Annotated in this window: 12 protein-coding genes; 5 read left to right on the forward strand and 7 right to left on the reverse strand. The window is 41.0% G+C overall.

The features are described from left to right. Positions 1-203 precede the first annotated feature (203 nt). Positions 204-2,276, forward strand: coding sequence for a M13 family metallopeptidase (locus AC0VZ5_RS01500; protein WP_475473912.1), 2,073 nt, complete (start codon positions 204-206; stop codon positions 2,274-2,276). Positions 2,277-2,376: 100 nt separating this feature from the next. Here AC0VZ5_RS01500 and mutT read toward each other — a convergent pair whose 3' ends face one another. Beyond that, a complete protein-coding gene (gene mutT / locus AC0VZ5_RS01505) occupies positions 2,377-2,775 on the reverse strand; it encodes an 8-oxo-dGTP diphosphatase MutT (protein WP_075169495.1) in 399 nt (132 codons plus the stop codon). A gap of 70 nt (positions 2,776-2,845) precedes the next feature. Then, positions 2,846-5,554 carry a preprotein translocase subunit SecA gene (gene secA / locus AC0VZ5_RS01510; RefSeq protein ID WP_475473915.1) on the reverse strand — a complete coding sequence of 903 codons (2,709 nt, stop codon included), beginning with the start codon at positions 5,552-5,554 and terminating at the stop codon, positions 2,846-2,848. 623 nt (positions 5,555-6,177) lie between these two features. On the opposite strand from secA, the gene AC0VZ5_RS01515 reads away from it, so the two are divergent. After that, positions 6,178-6,948 (forward strand): Rossmann-fold NAD(P)-binding domain-containing protein, encoded by a 771-nt coding sequence (locus AC0VZ5_RS01515; RefSeq protein ID WP_290169136.1) that lies wholly within the window; start codon positions 6,178-6,180, stop codon positions 6,946-6,948. On the opposite strand, the gene hutH is transcribed toward AC0VZ5_RS01515, so the two are convergent. From hutH to hutC, 3 genes are read right to left on the reverse strand one after another with little or no spacing between them, the layout of a single operon-like run. Beyond that, positions 6,945-8,477 (reverse strand): histidine ammonia-lyase, encoded by a 1,533-nt coding sequence (gene hutH / locus AC0VZ5_RS01520; protein WP_475473917.1) that lies wholly within the window; start codon positions 8,475-8,477, stop codon positions 6,945-6,947. The two genes, AC0VZ5_RS01515 and hutH, sit on opposite strands and share 4 nt — an antisense overlap. Beyond that, the gene (hutU, locus tag AC0VZ5_RS01525) at positions 8,474-10,153 is read right to left on the reverse strand and encodes a urocanate hydratase (RefSeq protein WP_475473918.1); all 1,680 of its coding nucleotides are present in this window, start codon (positions 10,151-10,153) and stop codon (positions 8,474-8,476) included. Before hutU ends, hutH begins: the two co-directional genes overlap by 4 nt. 18 nt (positions 10,154-10,171) lie before the next feature. Next, the gene (hutC, locus tag AC0VZ5_RS01530) at positions 10,172-10,900 is read right to left on the reverse strand and encodes a histidine utilization repressor (RefSeq protein WP_475473920.1); all 729 of its coding nucleotides are present in this window, start codon (positions 10,898-10,900) and stop codon (positions 10,172-10,174) included. A 109-nt stretch (positions 10,901-11,009) separates the two neighbouring features. Here hutC and hutI point away from each other — a divergent pair, with 109 nt between their 5' ends. Together hutI and AC0VZ5_RS01540 are read left to right on the forward strand one after the other, a co-directional pair. Then, positions 11,010-12,257 carry an imidazolonepropionase gene (hutI, locus tag AC0VZ5_RS01535; protein ID WP_475473922.1) on the forward strand — a complete coding sequence of 416 codons (1,248 nt, stop codon included), beginning with the start codon at positions 11,010-11,012 and terminating at the stop codon, positions 12,255-12,257. A 57-nt stretch (positions 12,258-12,314) separates the two neighbouring features. Further along, entirely contained in the window at positions 12,315-14,039 is a 1,725-nt protein-coding gene (locus tag AC0VZ5_RS01540; RefSeq protein ID WP_475474745.1) for an EAL domain-containing protein, read from the forward strand. A gap of 7 nt (positions 14,040-14,046) precedes the next feature. Here the strand turns inward: AC0VZ5_RS01540 and AC0VZ5_RS01545 are convergent, their stop codons facing one another. Beyond that, a complete protein-coding gene (locus tag AC0VZ5_RS01545; protein ID WP_475473923.1) occupies positions 14,047-15,096 on the reverse strand; it encodes a formimidoylglutamase in 1,050 nt (349 codons plus the stop codon). Position 15,097: 1 nt separating this feature from the next. After that, entirely contained in the window at positions 15,098-15,595 is a 498-nt protein-coding gene (rraA, locus tag AC0VZ5_RS01550; protein ID WP_008465762.1) for a ribonuclease E activity regulator RraA, read from the reverse strand. A gap of 399 nt (positions 15,596-15,994) precedes the next feature. On the opposite strand from rraA, the gene AC0VZ5_RS01555 reads away from it, so the two are divergent. Beyond that, positions 15,995-17,875, forward strand: a complete 1,881-nt coding sequence (locus AC0VZ5_RS01555; RefSeq protein ID WP_475473926.1) for a methyl-accepting chemotaxis protein — start codon at positions 15,995-15,997, stop codon at positions 17,873-17,875. The last annotated feature ends 22 nt before the right edge of the window (positions 17,876-17,897 follow it).

Raw genomic sequence — 17,897 nt, forward strand, 5'->3', positions numbered from 1 at the left:
CAAACGCAAAATACTTTGTTACATATTCGATTTTATTGTTATTTAAATCAGGTTTATTATGCTTAGCTAGTGCTTCCTAAATTAGGTTGTAGCTGATGCGTATTTCATTAAGCAGGTAATAGACTGCATCCTATTGTTGTTTTTTTTGAGTTATCAAATCTTAATGAAATGCGTATTTATTCTAATTAATATACGGAATTCTTATGAAAAAAATAACAATGACTGCCGCCAGTATTGCACTGGCGTTAGGTTTGGTTGGCTGCGGCGAAAAGCCACAACAAATGAAAGCAGAATCAACCACAGTAACTGCACCGGTGGCGGCTCCTGGTGCGCTAGGTGTTGATTTACAAAATATGGATAAAAGTGTTCGTGCACAGGATGATTTTTATTACCATGTTAATGGTCAATGGTTAGCAAAAACTGAGATTCCAGGCGACAAGTCTAACTATGGGTCGTTCTCACAGTTATATGATGAATCGCAAAAAGCAATGAAAACAGTGCTTGAAAACGCCAGTGCTAATAGTAGTGCAAAACCAGGTTCAGATGAATATAAGATTGGTGCATTTTATTCTAGCTATATGGCTGAAAATGCTCGTGAAGAGTTAGGTATTTTGCCACTTGAGCCAGCTATTAAAAGCATTGATACAGTGAAAGATAAAGCCGCGTTGGTCACACTGATGGCACAACTACAAGTTAAAGGCGGCGATCTTCCTTTTGGCTGGTATGTTAATAATGACGCTAAAAACTCAAGTGAAAATGCGCTTTATGCCTATCAAGCGGGACTTGGTTTACCTGATCGCGACTACTATTTAAAAGATGATGAAAAATTCACAAAAATTCGCGCGGCTTATCAAACGTATATCACCGATATTTTAGCTAAAGCTGGCGTTAATAATGCCGCTGATGCAGCCAAAGCGATATTAGCACTTGAAACGTCACTTGCTGATGCACAGTGGAGCCGAGTGCAAAGCCGTGATGCAACTAAGTCATACAATAAAATGACGGTAGCTGAAGCTAACTCGCTAATGGGTGAGTTTGATTTAAATGCCTATTTCGAAGCAGTTGGCGTTGATGCTCAAGAGTTAATTGTGCGCCAACCAAGTTACTTTGAAAAATTTGCAGAGATTTTCAACAATACTGACTTAGCTGTTTGGCAAAACTATTTAAAATTCCATTTTGTTAGTAATTACGCGCAGCTACTTAATAAAGATTTAGTGGATTTGAAGTTTAATTTTTACAGCACCACGTTGCGTGGTGTTGAAGAGCAAGCACCACTTTGGAAGCAAGCCGTTGATGCATCAAACAGTGTACTGGGTGAAATTTTAGGTAAAGTCTACGTTAAAGAAAACTTCCCGCCAGAAGCGAAAGCGCGTATGGAAGAGTTAGTTGATAATGTAATTAAAGGCTATTCCGTGGCAATTGAAAATCTTGAATGGATGAGCCCTGAAACAAAAGTGGCGGCGCAAGAAAAGCTCAATAAGTTTACCCCTAAAATTGGTTACCCTGATAAATGGAAAGATTATTCAGATTTAGCGATTAACCCTGATGAACTGGTAGGTAACTATATTCGCTACAGTGAATGGGCTTATGCAGATATGATTGCTAAATTAGGTAAGCCAGTTGATCGATCTGAGTGGCATATGACGCCACAAACAGTGAATGCTTACTACAATCCAGTGAATAATGAAATAGTATTCCCTGCGGCGATTCTGCAGCCTCCTTTCTTTAATTTAGAAGCGGATGATGCAGTTAACTATGGTGCTATTGGTGCGGTTATTGGCCATGAGTTAGGCCATGGCTTTGATGACCAAGGGGCAAAATACGACGGTGATGGCAATTTACGTAATTGGTGGAGCGAGTCAGACCTTAAGCAGTTTGAACAGCGAAGTGCTGCCTTAGTTGCACAGTATAATCAATATAAACCGTTTGAAGATGCCAGCGTTAATGGTGAACTCACATTGGGTGAAAACATTGGTGACTTGGGCGGCTTAACCGTTGCTTATAAAGCGTATCAGCTATCGCTGGGTGATTCGAAAGCGCCCATTATTGAAGGTTATACGGGTGACCAACGCTTCTTTATGGGATGGTCGCAAATTTGGCGTCGTAAATACCGTGATGAGGCATTACGTAATCGTTTAATGACGGATTCACATTCACCGAGTCATTATCGCGTAATTGGTATTTTGTCGAACATGCCAGAATTTTACCAAGCGTTTGATGTTAAAGAGGGCGATAAAATGTATATCAAGCCTGAAGATCGCGTAAAAATTTGGTAATTTGAGCTGAAATTAGCTTAGAGCTATTAATCGCAAAATAAAAAGCCAGTGAGCATCATGCTCACTGGCTTTTTAGTTACTTATATGCCTGATGATGAAACTAGCTATATTTCGTTTTTATGGCGCTGATTATCTCAACATTAGCAGCAGGAAAATCATAGTTATCAAGTTCGTCTATGCTGACCCATTCGCTTGGTTGTCCTTCTGCGCCATGAGCTTGACCATTAAAGTTACTGACCACATGCACATTAAGTCGTACGCATTTATCGCCATAGTCATGCTCTATAGTGATAAGTTCGCTTGAACTATGAATAGTCAGCCCTACTTCTTCTAGCAGTTCACGTTTTAGGGCTTGAAACACACTTTCTCCAGCTTCAACTTTGCCACCAGGAAACTCCCATAGCCCACCTTGATGTTGCTCATCTGCACGTTTACAAATAAACAAATTGTTATTTTTTTTAATTACACCCACAGCAACATTGATGATTACTTTAGTCATTACCTCTCCCTTAAACAGCATAAAAAAAGCGACGCAAGCGTCGCTTTTTATCTAACGTAACAAAGTGGTGTTATTTTAATTTACCACAACATTGTTTGTATTTTTGGCCTGAACCACATGGACATGGATCGTTACGGCCAACTTTTGGTTCGCTACGTGCCATAACCTGAGCGCTTTGCGGTGCTTCACCACCTACGTGTTCTGCTTCTTCATGTTGATATTCGCGAGGGGCATTTTCACTTTTACGGTGTTGCTCTTCTACTTTTTCAACATCTTCTTCAGCGCGAACTTGCACTTTACTTAAAATACCGACCACATCGACTTTTAAGTTTTCTAGCATTTCAGAGAATAACTCAAACGACTCACGTTTGTATTCTTGCTTAGGATTCTTTTGTGCGTAACCACGTAAGTGAATACCTTGGCGTAAGTGATCCATTGCAGCAAGGTGGTCTTTCCAATGTTGGTCAAGACTTTGAAGCATAATGGCTTTTTCAAACTGACGAAGTACAGAATCGCCGACCATTTCTTCTTTTTGCTTGTAAGCTTGTTCAACCGCGTCTTCAATACGCTCACGAAGTTTTTCTTCGTACAGTTTATTGTCATCAGCTAACCACTGAGTAATTGGTAACTCAATTAGGAAATCTTGCTTTAAGCGCTCTTCAAGCCCTGGGATATCCCACATTTCAGCCAAGCTTTGTGGGGCAATGTATTGATCAATTACACCCGCGAGCACATCACCACGGATAGCGGTAATCGTTTCTGAAATATCACCTTCTTCAAGCAATTCGTTACGTTGAGAGTAAACAACACGACGTTGGTCGTTTGCTACATCATCGTACTCAAGTAGCTGTTTACGCACATCAAAGTTACGTGCTTCTACTTTACGCTGAGCGTTTTCTATTGCGCGGTTAACCCATGGGTGTTCAATCGCTTCGCCACGTTGCATACCTAGTTTACGCATCATGTTAGTCATGCGCTCACCAGCAAAAATACGCATCAGTGCATCGTCCATCGATAGGTAGAAACGGCTTGAACCGGCATCACCTTGACGGCCAGAACGACCACGTAATTGGTTATCAATACGACGTGATTCATGACGCTCTGTACCAATAATGTGTAAACCGCCGGCATCAATTACTGCGTCATGGCGAATCTTCCATGCGGCTTTAATTTCGGCAATTTGTTCGTCAGTTGGGTTTTCAAGTTTTTCAACTTCACTATTCCAATTACCACCAAGTACAATATCGGTACCACGACCGGCCATGTTGGTGGCAATGGTGACTGTGCCTGGTAAGCCCGCATCAGAAACAATGTCTGCTTCTTGTGCGTGGAATTTAGCATTAAGTACGTTGTGCTTAATTTTTTCTTTACGTAAAAACTGCGACAAGTACTCAGAGCTTTCAATTGAGATAGTACCTACAAGTACTGGCTGACCACGTTCTTGACAGTCTTTAATGTCTGCTAAAATGGCTTCGTACTTTTCTTCTTGCGTTAGGTACACCAAATCTGCGCGATCATCACGGATCATTGGCTTATTGGTTGGCATAACAACTGTGTCTAAACCGTAGATAGACTGAAACTCAAATGCTTCTGTATCTGCTGTGCCTGTCATACCTGCCAGCGTTTCGTACAAGCGGAAGTAATTTTGGAACGTAATAGAAGCTAACGTTTGGTTCTCGTTTTGAATTTTCACACCTTCTTTTGCTTCTACGGCTTGGTGTAAACCTTCTGACCAACGACGTCCTTCCATAGAGCGACCTGTGTGCTCATCAATAATGATAACTTCGTTTTCTTTAATAACGTAGTCAACATCTTTTTGGTAAAGCTTGTGTGCACGAAGAGCTGCATAAACGTGACTAAGTAGCGTGATGCTCGCTGCTGAGTACAGTGAATCACCTTCTTCAATTAAGCCGCGCTCTGTAAGTAGCTCTTCAACTTTTATTTGCCCACGCTCAGTTAGGTGAACTTGCTTAGATTTTTCATCGATAGTGAAATCGCCATCACCTTCAATCCCTTCCTCATCTTCTTTTTCTTGTAGTTCAAGTAAAGGAACAATGGTATTTATTTCAGTGTAAAGCTCTGAGCTGTCTTCAGCTGGGCCTGAAATAATAAGCGGCGTTCGCGCTTCATCAATTAGGATTGAATCCACTTCATCCACTACGGCATAAAATAATGGGCGTTGAACGCGCTCATCAATGCTAAATGCCATGTTGTCACGTAGGTAGTCAAAACCAAACTCGTTATTGGTACCGTAAGTGATGTCAGCTGCATAAGCTTGTTTTTTCTGTTGTGGCATCATGCCCGGAACATTACAACCAACGGTTAAGCCTAAAAACTCAAATAGTGGACGGTTGGTTTCAGCATCACGCTTAGCCAAGTAGTCATTTACGGTAATGACATGAACGCCTTTACCTGTTAAGCCATTTAAATAAGCAGGGAGCGTTGCTGTTAGGGTCTTACCTTCACCAGTACGCATTTCTGCAATACGGCCTTGTTGTAAAACCATACCACCTAATAATTGCACGTCGAAGTGACGCATACCGTTTACACGCTTTGACGCTTCACGTACCACAGCAAATGCTTCTGGTAGAATATCGCCTAAGCTTTGTCCGTTATCGTAACGTTCTCTAAACTCAGCTGTTTTAGCTTTTAAATCTTCATCTGAAAGCGCTTCTAGTTGCGTTTCAAGTGCATTGATCAGTGCGACCGTCTTTCTTAGGTTTTTAATAGTGCGGTCATTGCGACTACCAAAAATCTTGGTAAATAAATTAGATATCATGATAAAACCGTTACAATGTGTTTTTTTGCTAGCCGTGCATCGGCTAACCCATTTTTTTACAATTGATAATTAATGTATTCTTTAAATTAACCTTTAGGACACATTAATTAGCAATTTTGTATTAAGCTGCTTAAAAAGCACTGTTTATTACCTGCGCTACTATACCAGACTCTGCTAAACATCAAACTACCTCTATAAAAAGATCTTCATTTAAAACAGAAAAATGAGATCTCGCTCATAAAAATAGCGTTATGTAACGAAACTTGATTAAAACTGCAGATAAACAGACTCTGAAGATATGGTGTTGAATAAATTAAAAACAAGGGTGAAACGCCTAAATTTTACCCTTAAATGCTTTGCTTGCGGTCATCGCTTTTTAACTCTTAAATTGCACAATCTTTTTATTTATTACTCTTCGTAAGTCACTTAAGCCATACGGTTTATCGGCAGGTGCATATACATGGTAGCGGTATCATTAAATAAGCTACTAATCGCAAATGAAGCGTGTGTTAATATCTTATGCAATCAGCGTTTGCTAATATTATTTTTAGTAGTATAGAGTTCATCATATTTTTTGTTGCTATAAAACGCGTTGATTGAGTTTTAATAAAAGGGAAAATAAAGTGCAAACCAACAAAGATAACTTAGTAGTCCTTGGCGCTGGCTGGCTTGGCCAAGCCTTATGTATTGATGCACAAAAACAAGGTTGGCAAGTGCAAGGAACTCATCGTAGTGACACTCATCAATTTGATTTTGAGCGTCAGTTTGTTTTACAAAACGGCGAGCTGCAGCATCAAGTAGATTTACAAAATGCGTATTGGGTATGTGCTATACCGCCGCGCAGTCGTGACAGCGAAAGCAATTATTCGCAAGTGCTGGAACAGGGGTTAAAGCTGGCAACTGAGCTTAATTGCAAAGGTTTTTTATTGTGCTCATCGACTGGAGTGTATGATCAAGAGCCTGGAGTTTATAGTGAAAGTAGCGATATATCTAGCACTAACGAACGACAAATAAAGCTCTATGATGCTGAAGAGCAAGTTCTTGAACAGCAAGGTAAAGTACTGCGCTTAGCTGGGTTGTTGGGGCCAAACAGAGAGCCGGGTCGGTTTGTGGCGGGTAAGGAACTCAACACCTCTAGTCAGCAAGTGGTGAACATGGTGCATCAACAAGATGTGATCAATGCCATTTACGCGGTACTTAACAATTGGTCACAAGGGCAAAGCATTTATAATGTAGTTAACCCTGCGCACCCGAGCAAAGCAGATTATTATGCACAAAAGTGTGAGCTGTATGGCACACAAATGCCAAGTTTTAGTAGTGATGAAGTCGCTGAGCGCAAAGTTATTGGCTCAGCGATAGAGGCGCTGGGTTTTAGTTATCAGTATGGTATTTAACAAGAAGGTAAGGGCGAATTTTTTATAAAGTCGCACAACTTACCTTCACTTAGTAGTCTGTTAGCCGCTTCAATATCGGGGGCAAAGTAGCGGTCTTTATCGTAATAGCTAACATGTTGGCGTAGCAGTGCTTTCGCATTTTCTACCTGCTCACACGCATGTAGCGGCTTTCTAAACTCTAGCCCTTGAGAAGCACTCAGCCACTCAACAGCTAATACACCTTGCGTATTATTAGCCATATCAACTAAGCGCCTAGCAGCAAAAGTTGCCATAGAGACATGGTCTTCTTGATTAGCTGAGGTTGGTAAGCTATCTACCGAAGCTGGGTGTGCTAGTGACTTGTTCTCAGAGGCGAGCGCAGCTGCGGTTACTTGAGCAATCATAAACCCTGAATTTACCCCACCGTTTTCAACTAAAAATGGCGGCAATTTTGATAAATTAGAGTCAATAAGTAAGGCAATACGTCGCTCAGCTAAGGCGCCAATTTCGGCAATGGCAATCGCAAGATTATCAGCGGCCATAGCAACGGGCTCAGCATGAAAGTTTCCGCCTGAAATAATATCCCCTACATCGGCAAAAACGAGTGGGTTGTCGGTTACCCCGTTTGATTCACATATTAATACCTCGGCGGCTTGGCGTATTTGGGTTAAACACGCACCAAGTACTTGCGGTTGGCAGCGCAGGCAATAAGGGTCTTGTACTTTTTCACAATTAATATGTGAGTCACTAATTTGTGAGTGGGTGCTTAATAGCTCTCTAAATACGTGCGCGGTATCAATTTGCCCTTGTTGACCACGAACCTCATGAATACGTGCATCAAATGGTGCGCGACTGCCCATGGCGGCCTCAATACTGATAGAGCCAATTACACAGCTTTGTGCGTACAAGTCTTCGGCTCTAAATAAGCCCTGCAGTGCAAATGCAGTAGAGGCTTGCGTGCCATTTAATAAGGCTAAGCCTTCTTTGGCGGCTAATGTCAGTGGCTCAAGCCCTGCAATTTTTAACCCCTGTTCTGCGCTTATTAGCTCTCCTTGGTAGCGCATTTTCCCTTCACCCAATAAAGGCAGGCACATATGAGCAAGGGGGGCTAAATCGCCCGAAGCGCCCACTGAGCCCTTTTTAGGCACGCATGGGTACACTTCATTTTTGAGTAGCTGTATAAAAAACTCAATGACTGCTAAACGAATACCAGAATAACCCCGTGATAAAGAATTTACTTTTAGGGTGATCATTAATCTGACGGTGCTGTCATCCATTAATTCGCCAATGCCCGCAGCGTGTGAAAGCACAATACTGCGTTGTAATAGTTCTAGCTCATCATTCGCTATTTTAGTATTGGCTAATAAACCAAAGCCGGTATTAATACCATATACAGTACGCTGCTCGTTTATTACGTCTTGAACGGTTTGCGCGCTGGCTGCTATTTGTGTGGCGGACTCAGTTGCCAAAGTTAAATCTACGGCCGATTGATTAATTTTTCTTAAGGTATTTAATTCAAGCTGACCCGGTGTGAGAGTGTATGAAATCATGACTTATCCTTGTTAAGCATAGGTAGGTCTAGGTTTTGTTGTTGTGCACAATTTTTTGCAATGTCATAACCTGCATCGGCATGGCGCATTACACCGGTAGCAGGATCATTCCAAAGCACTCTTGCAAGGCGTTGCTTTGCTTCATCGGTACCATCGGCAACAATAACTACACCTGAATGCTGGCTAAAGCCCATACCTACACCGCCACCATGATGAAGCGATACCCAAGTAGCACCGCCTGCGGTATTGAGCAGGGCATTTAATAAAGGCCAATCAGAGACTGCATCGGAGCCATCTTGCATGCTCTCTGTTTCACGATTAGGACTAGCTACTGAGCCTGAGTCAAGATGATCGCGGCCAATAACTACCGGTGCTTTAAGCTCACCGTTTTTAACCATTTCATTAAAGGCAATCGCTAGACGCGCTCGGTCTTTTAAGCCAACCCAACAAATACGTGCAGGCAAGCCTTGAAATTGAATTCGCTCACGCGCCATATCAAGCCAGTTATGCAAATGCTTATCATCAGGAATGAGTTCTTTTACTTTTGCGTCTGTTTTGTAAATATCTTCGGGATCGCCTGAGAGTGCTACCCATCTAAATGGGCCAATGCCTTCACAAAATAATGGACGAATATAAGCAGGTACAAATCCAGGGAAATCAAATGCATTTGCTACGCCTTCTTCGAGCGCCATTTGACGAATATTGTTGCCATAGTCGGTAGTTGCTGCGCCTGCATCTTGTAGTGCCAACATCGCTGTTACTTGAACTGCCATTGACTGTTTGGCCGCTTTCACCACTGCTTGTGGATTATCGATTCGCATTTTTGCAGCATGCTCCATACTCCAACCTTGTGGCAGGTAGCCGTTAAGCGGATCATGGGCTGAGGTTTGATCGGTGACTATATCGGGAGTAATACCACTTTTTACTAAGGTACTAAAGACATCAGCCGCGTTACCAAGTAAACCCACAGAAAGCGCTTCACCTTTTACGCAGGCATCGGTTATTAATTCTAATGCATGCTCAAGGTCTGTGGCTTTTACATCGACGTACCCTGTTTTTATTCGAAAATCGATACGGCTTTCATCACATTCCACCACTAAGGCACTAAAGCCTGCCATAGTTGCAGCTAATGGTTGTGCACCGCCCATTCCTCCCAGGCCACCTGTTAACACCCACTTACCTTTGGCATCGCCTGAAAAGTGTTGTTTTGCCATAGCTACAAAGGTTTCGTAAGTGCCTTGCACTATGCCTTGAGAGCCAATATAAATCCAAGAGCCAGCGGTCATTTGGCCGTACATCATCAAGCCTTTTTTATCTAACTCGTTAAAATGTTCCCAGTTAGCCCAATGCGGAACAAGGTTAGAATTTGCAATTAGTACCCGCGGTGCGTTGCTATGAGTTTTAAATACCCCCACCGGTTTACCTGATTGCACTAATAGGGTTTCGTCATCGTCAAGGCGCTCAAGCGTCTCAATTATTTTGTCGTAGCTTGGCCAGTCACGGGCAGCACGGCCAATCCCGCCATACACCACCAAAGCTTGAGGGTGCTCGGCAACATCAGGGTCTAAATTATTCATTAGCATGCGTTTAGCTGCTTCGGTTTGCCAGCTTTTAGTAGATATTTGATTACCATGCTGTGCGCGAATTGTGCGTTGTGTGTCCAGTCGATGATCCATTATTCACTCCTGTTAAATTTAAGCGTTATGGGCTTTATTATTGTTTTTAAATGTTAATTGTCCGCCCAAGCGGTACTTACTGCCTGGCGATATAAGTCGTGCAAAACTAACAATTCCGTTTACCGACCAAGTACGGCGTATTACTTGTAAACAGGGCTCTTCATTATATAAATTAAGCCATTGGCACATTTCACTGTTTGGCGTAATAGCCTCTACCGTATGCCTCGCTTGCGTTAAAGGAGCAACTGTTGATAAGTATTCGTGCGGGGTAAGGGCGGTAAAATCTTGTTGTAAATAATCTTTTGCAAGGGGTGGATTTACAAAGCGCTCCTCTACTTGCAAGGGACTGTCGTTTTCATTATGAATAATGACACTGCGATACACCACGCTATCTACCTCTACACCTAAAGCAATTGCAATTGGCGCGACGGCATTAATCGATTCTAATATTTGCACTGTACAGCTGTAGTTTCCGTTTCGCTCTTTTACTTCATTGGCGATGTTTTTTATTTCAAGTAATGATGACTGTGACTTGAAGCTTGCTACAAACGTACCTAGGCCTTGGCTACGGGTTAAAATACCTGCATCAGTGAGTTCACTAAGTGCCCGACGTGCGGTCATTCTGCTTACTGTAAACTGTTTGGCTAGTTCGTTTTCTGAGGGGACACGTTGGTTTTCAAGCCAAAGCCCACTGCGTATTTTGTCCACAATAAACTGTTTTATTTGCGTAAACTTAGGTGTTGGCATAAATATTTTTAGTATATTAAAAATAAACAATACCTAGTAAGATGGCACAACCACCTTGTATATACAAGATGTGTTGTTAAACTTGTTGAACACTATCGCGGAGAGACTTATGCAAGCCACAGAATCCACAGAACAGTTAAATGATATCGATTTATTACTCACCGATGCCAATATTGCCACCATGGATAACAACATTGATGCACCTTATGGAGCGATAGAAAATGCGGCTTTAGCAATTAAAAATGGCAAAATAGCATGGTTGGGTGAGCAAACTGAGTTACCTGATTTTGATATATTAGCCACTCCGGTAGTAAGTATCAAAGGGCAGTGGTTAACCCCGGGCTTAATTGATTGCCATACTCACTTGGTGTTTGCCGGTTCTCGTGCAAAGGAGTTTGAGCAGCGTTTACAAGGGGTAAGCTATCAGCAAATTGCCGCGCAAGGGGGCGGAATTGCAAGTACCGTTAAAGCAACCCGAGAGGCTGACCACGAACAATTATTTGTAGCAGCAAAAGATCGTTTAAATGCACTACTAGCTGAAGGCGTAACTACGGTAGAAATTAAGTCAGGTTATGGGCTTGATATAGAAAATGAGAAAAAAATATTAGAAGTTGCTAGGCTGTTAAATCAACATCACCCTATTGAAGTCATTAATACCTTTTTAGGCGCGCATGCATTACCTTTAGAGTTTAAAAATCGTAGTGATGATTATATAAATTTAGTGTGTAATGAAATGCTCAACACCCTTGTTGAACATGATTTAGTCGATGCGGTTGACGTATTTTGTGAGGATATTGGCTTTAGTTATGCGCAAACGCAGCGAGTATTTGATGCGGCTAAAAAACTGGGGTTAGCAATTAAGTGCCATGTTGAGCAGTTATCTAATCAACAAGGTGCTGCGCTGGTGGCGCAATACAATGGTTTGTCGGCCGATCATTTGGAATATCTTGATGAAGCCGGTGTTAAAGCTATGGCAAATGCAGGTACTGTGGCGGTATTATTGCCCGGTGCTTTTTATTTTTTAAAAGAAACGAAATATCCTCCAATTGAACTGTTAAATAAATACAAGGTTCCCATCGCAATTGCCAGTGACTTTAACCCAGGCACATCACCGTTATGTTCTTTGCAATTAATGATGAATATGGCTTGTACATTATTTAATTTTACTCCAGAACAGGCATTAATGGGAGTCACGGCACACGGAGCTCAGGCTCTTGGTTTTACTGATAGAGGCGTATTAAAAGTAGGTGCTCGCGCTGATATAGCACATTGGCAAATTGAGCATCCAGCACAATTAAGTTATCAGTTTGGAGTAAATAAACTGTTAAATTTATGGATATTGGGTAAACTTAGCTAATTATAAGACTTAACTCTTAAACCCATGTTTTATTTAATGTCAGTGAGTACCTCAGCTATGGATGGAACGTTATTGAGCTACAGTAATTTAGCTATATTTTTAAGTGGTGCGCTTTTAATGGCAATGGTTGCTGTATTGTTAACCGTTAAAAGTAACGTAATAAGACTCATCCTTTTATGCACCGGGCTGATTGGTTTAGCTATGGTTAGTACTGCCATTCCTTGGTTTGTTGTGTTATTGGCTCTGGGGTTTGGTTTTCATTTATATCAAGCGAATTTACTAAAGCAAAAACTCCCATTACTTGTTAGTGCCTGTGCAACAGGGTTACTTGCTTTATTATTTATTGGTTACCTCTTTTTTACGCTACATTTAGCGTGGTTACTTATTCCAATTTTACTGCTCAGTAGCAGTGGTTTTTTAATGGATAATGCACCACAGATTGCTCCACCCTTAAAGCCGCAAACCGACCCTGAGGTGTATGTTGAAAACTCACCTTTAACTAGCTTCCCTGATAAACAACAGTTACGTCAAAAATATAATGAACTCAATGATAAGGATTCATTTACAGCAGCAATCATCGTACTGAGGCTAGAAGGTTTTGCTCAAGTTAATCAACATATTGGCCGAGATTTTGGCGACTTATTATTATCTCAGTCGGCCAATCGAATAAAAGATTTATTAGATAGCGATGAAGTTTTTTTTCTTGCTGAGCATGCTAAATTAGCGCACTTGGGTGGGTTAAACTTTGCATTTATTTGTGATTTACAAAATCATAATCATTTACATCAACAGCTTATAAAGCAAATTATTGGCGCTACCTTAAAGCCGTTCAATGTAGCTAATTGTACGATTGAAGTAAAAGTAAGAGCCAGTTATGTACATTGTAATAAACAAAGCAGCAGCTTTGATGAGCTAATTAGTCATGCTTACTTGGCGCTTGATAGTCGGCCAGCTAAACAAATTGTGGCTTATCATCAGCAAATGACGACTGATCATTTAGAGCAGCAAGCGCGATTAACTGAGCTGGCGAATATCAGCTTTGCTGATGAGTTCGAATTGTTTTTTCAACCGGTTATTCGAAATGAAGATGGCCAAATTGAATTTTTAGAATTGCTATTACGCTGGCAGCATCCAACCCAAGGGACTTTATCGGCGAGCCAGTTTATCAACGATATTAGAATTGCAGGGCTTGGTTACTCACTTGCGACCTTTGTTATTGAACGAGCTGGAGAGCTTGCCATGGCACTGCGTATGGAAGGAATGAGGGTGCCTTTAAGTGTTAACTTATTTGGCCCAGAAATGCTCAACGAAGAGTTTGTTGATTTTGTTTATGGGGTTATCGGTGAGCACCAACTTAGGCCTGGTGATTTAATTTTAGAATGTCCGCTACACATTTTTACTAGCCTAGATGATAAAGGTAGAGCCATGATAGCAAGACTTAACAGCTTAGGTTTAAAAGTGTGCGTTGATGGTTTAGGTGATAATCCTGTATTACTTTCTAAGTTACCTAGTTTAGCGGTGGCATACATTAAAATATCGCCTGCATTAACTGCTGACTTTAGTAATCAAAATAACATACGTAGTTTAGTAGGTGGTATGGTTGAAATGCATAACCAGCAACAGACGAAAGTTATTTTTGAAGGTGTTGAAACACTCGATCAACTAAAGTTTGTAAAAAGTCTAAAAGCCTACGCTTCACAGGGATACTATTTTGGACACCCATTGAGCAGTTTAGGATTAATGAGTTGGTTTAAGCAATGGTTAGAAGCACAAGAACTTTAAGTGTGTTTTAAAGGCTTAGTTTTGTCTGTAAATAGGTATTAACTAAAGCACTGATCACTTGGCCACACTGTAATTTACCTGCAGTTATAGAATGGGGGTGTTGTGAAGGTGCTGCTTCGCATAAGTGTAAATAAGCACTGCGGGGATCGCTTGCAGCTAAGTAAACATAATGCTCACCATCGCTGACATCAAAACCACAATAATTAAAGGCACTTGCAGGCATATAGGTTAAGCTATCTAAATCAACCTCTACCCCTAGCGGTGCGTTATCAAACTCTTTGAGTGCATGGGCAGTTGCTTCAGTTAAGTTTATTTCGCGCTTCACGTTTATTGTTTGGTAGCTTGTATAGCTAAAGTTAGCGCTCTGCATAGCATCAAAAATAGGCTGATTGTTTTTTAGCTCATGTAAGCCAATAACATGGTAATTCTTGAGCAGCTGCTCTTGGTAAGCGTAGCGAAACCCATTACCACTGTGCCTACCTTCACACTCACGAAAGTCGGCATGAGGATCTAGATTAATCGCGTTAATTGCGCTATGGCTATGTTTGGCAAGCGAGCGAATAATACCCAAACAGTTATTGTGTCCGCCGCCAATAATAATAGGTTCAAGGCCCGCTTTAAAGACCATGTCTAAAATTGCTTCAACTCGCTCATCGACTTCAGCGCACAGCTTACGCAATTGAGCTAAGTCGTTTGGATTATGATTATCAAGCGGTTGGGCTTGTTGCATTAAATCATCGAGGTTGACTTCGCCAAGCAGTAACACTTTTTGCATAGCGATGACATTATTGTGAGGTTGGTTTAAAAAGCGTTGTAAAAACGCAGGCCAAGCATGCTGTGCGCCACCATTTCCTAGATTGGCTCTCGGGCCAATGTCTTCACAAATCCCGAGTAAAACAAAGCGCATACCAAATTGTACGGCATCAGCAAGTGCTTGTTGAATATTGTCGCGGGCATCAAGTAATGCCATCGACTGCCATGCTTTTAGCTCTCCAGCACGGTCAGAGCAAATTTCCTTTACCGTGCTTTCGTCGTATAGTTTAAGGTGAACGGTCACGCTACAGTTCTATTATTTCTAGCTCTAATTCTTCAGCTGAAAGCACAATACCGGTACTGTCAGCATATACAAAGTCATCATCAAAAAATGATACGCCAGCGAAATTAACCCCTATACCGCTTTCGCCCGCGCCTTCACTGTCTGCTGCAACAGGAATTGACGCAATAGCTTGAATACCTAAATCAAGTTCTTCAAGCTCATCAACGTGACGTAATGCACCATATACGATAATGCCTTGCCAATTGTTTTCTAGTGCCAGCTCAGCCAGCTCAATGTCGATTAATGCTCTGCGAGTTGAGCCGCCACCATCAATAAGTAAAATCTGATCAGTACCATCTTGAGAAAGTAATTGGCGGATCAGTTCATTGTTTTCAAAACATTTTACCGTTTTAATGCGGCCACCAAAACTGTGTCGACCACCAAAGTTGATGAACATAGGTTCAAGCACGTCAACCACATCAGCAAAGTGGTCGCATAAATCAGAAGTGCTGTAATCCATTATTTTATCCTCAAAAGATACATAAGTTAGTGACTCAGTATACCCTCCTTATATGCAATAACAACGACTTAATCGCAGTAAATTTAGCCATAATTAGAACTAAATCAACTATAAGAATAATAATTCTTTCATAAACTTGTCATTTCCCCACAACAAGATTATAAACAGGTGTATTGCATCCATGATGCGGCTGAACATTTTCACCTTCAGTGGCAAGAGTTGTAAAATTGAGTAATACTGTGGTTAGGCCAATGGTTTTATATTGTCCATTTGTTTAAAAGGAGTTTGTTAATGGTTAGACTTTACCGGCGACCCTTTTTATTTGTTCAAACTTAATGAGTTAAATGAAAGAAAGCATCACTTTATACTGCGCTGGCAAATTTAATATAGGTATTTACAATGAATTTTCTACAAAATCTGACGATAAAACGCCGTTTGCAACTAAACGCCTTAGTTGTAGGTTTAGCAATGATAGTCATGCTATGCATCATAATTTATGAAGCACGTGTGATGCTTAAATTAAATGAAACAATTCAATACGCCGAAGAGCTTGGTATGCATGAGCTTTCGATGCGTAAATATGAAAAAGACTTTTTATTTTATAAAGATGAAAAAAGCTTAGATTTATTCACTAATGAATATAAACAGCAGCAGCTCAAACTAGGGAAACTATCTGTTTTATCAAAAGATTTAGATATTGCCATTGATCAGGTTAACCAATTTGAGGTGCTTGCAAAGCAGTATTATGATGACTTTCAAATTGTTGTTAATTTGCAACGGAAGATAGGTTTACATCCTAAAGATGCGCTTTATGGCGAACTGCGTGAGTCAGTACACAACATTGAAACATTATTGAATCAGCAAAATGATTATAAATTACTGACCACCATGTTGCAGCTACGCCGCGCTGAAAAAGATTTTATGTTGCGTTTAGATACCAAATATTTAGACCGATTTAATAAATTAGGTGATGAGTTAAAACAACAAGTAAATACCTCAGAAATACCTAGTAATATACGCAATCAATTAACTTCATTAATGACCAATTACCAAGGCAAATTTACCGCACTAGTTGAAGCACAAATCGCTTTAGGGATTGATTTAGATTCGGGTGCACTTGGGAAAATGAGAGTTAGTGTTAAGAAAAGTGATGATGTGGTTACTGCCATTACTACGGCCACTAAAAAACAAGTTGCTGAGACGGCCCAGCAGGCGCAATTATTAGCAATAGCCATATTTATAATTGCCAGTGTGATTGTGATGGTTCTTGTGTACTTAACGAGTCGCTCAATTATTCAGCCTATTGAGAGGGTTTATCAAACTATTGACAAGATAAGAAAAAACAATGATTTAAGCTTGTTTATAGAGCATAAAGGGGAAGATGAAGTAACCAGAATGACCATAGACTTTAATAGTTTAATTAGCGACTTTAAAGATCTTATCTATGAAGTAAATACTGCACTGACAACGCTTAATATAGCAACGGGCAACCTATCTGAAACAACCTCAGCGACTAGCTCAGGCATGCAAGAGCAATTGCATGAGGCGGATATGGTGGCAACTGCAGCCACAGAAATGCAAGCTACCATTCAAGATATTTCACATAATACAGAAGCTGCTGCTAAAAAAGCTGAATCAACCAATTTAAGTGCGCAACAAGGTCAGGTTGAAGTAGAATCAACCATTAAACATATTAATGCTTTGTCTGATTCGCTTGGTAAAGCCTCCAGCGTGGTGTCACAGCTAGAAAAAGATGGTGAAACCATTGGCTCTGTACTTGATGTAATTCGTGCCATTGCAGAACAAACTAATTTACTTGCCTTAAATGCGGCCATTGAAGCCGCGAGAGCGGGTGAACAAGGTCGTGGTTTTGCGGTTGTTGCAGATGAGGTGCGCTCACTTGCACAACGCACGCAAGAGTCAACTAGCGAAATTGAGGGTATTATTAACACCTTACAACAGCGTACCCAAGAGGTAGTGAGTATCATGCATCAGTGTCGTACTCAAGGTGGTGAGAGTGCAACACAAGCAACAAAAGCGGGTGAATTGCTAGGAGCTATCACTGTTGATGTGCAAACGATTATGGAAATGAGTACGCATATTGCTACTGCTATTGATGAACAGAGTCAGGTAGCATCAGAGGTTAATAAAAACGTAGTCCGTATTCGAGATATTGCTGAAGGAGCTGCCGCTCACTCACAAACTAATGCACAAACTAGTGAAGAGGTGTCTGAGCAGTCAAGGGTGCTTCATCAAGCAATCTCAAAATATAAAGTTTAATTATCCATAGAAACAAGCGGCT

Source organism: Pseudoalteromonas sp. QJM3NY_12 (genome assembly GCF_056173165.1).

Coding starts and splice junctions, on each gene's coding strand:
- AC0VZ5_RS01500 (WP_475473912.1), top strand. CDS start 204: ATGAAAAAAATAACAATGACTGCCGCCAGTATTGCACTGGCGTTAGGT.
- mutT (WP_075169495.1), bottom strand. CDS start 2,775: ATGACTAAAGTAATCATCAATGTTGCTGTGGGTGTAATTAAAAAAAAT.
- secA (WP_475473915.1), bottom strand. CDS start 5,554: ATGATATCTAATTTATTTACCAAGATTTTTGGTAGTCGCAATGACCGC.
- hutH (WP_475473917.1), bottom strand. CDS start 8,477: ATGATTTCATACACTCTCACACCGGGTCAGCTTGAATTAAATACCTTA.
- hutU (WP_475473918.1), bottom strand. CDS start 10,153: ATGGATCATCGACTGGACACACAACGCACAATTCGCGCACAGCATGGT.
- hutC (WP_475473920.1), bottom strand. CDS start 10,900: ATGCCAACACCTAAGTTTACGCAAATAAAACAGTTTATTGTGGACAAA.
- hutI (WP_475473922.1), top strand. CDS start 11,010: ATGCAAGCCACAGAATCCACAGAACAGTTAAATGATATCGATTTATTA.
- AC0VZ5_RS01540 (WP_475474745.1), top strand. CDS start 12,315: ATGGATGGAACGTTATTGAGCTACAGTAATTTAGCTATATTTTTAAGT.
- rraA (WP_008465762.1), bottom strand. CDS start 15,595: ATGGATTACAGCACTTCTGATTTATGCGACCACTTTGCTGATGTGGTT.
- AC0VZ5_RS01555 (WP_475473926.1), top strand. CDS start 15,995: ATGAATTTTCTACAAAATCTGACGATAAAACGCCGTTTGCAACTAAAC.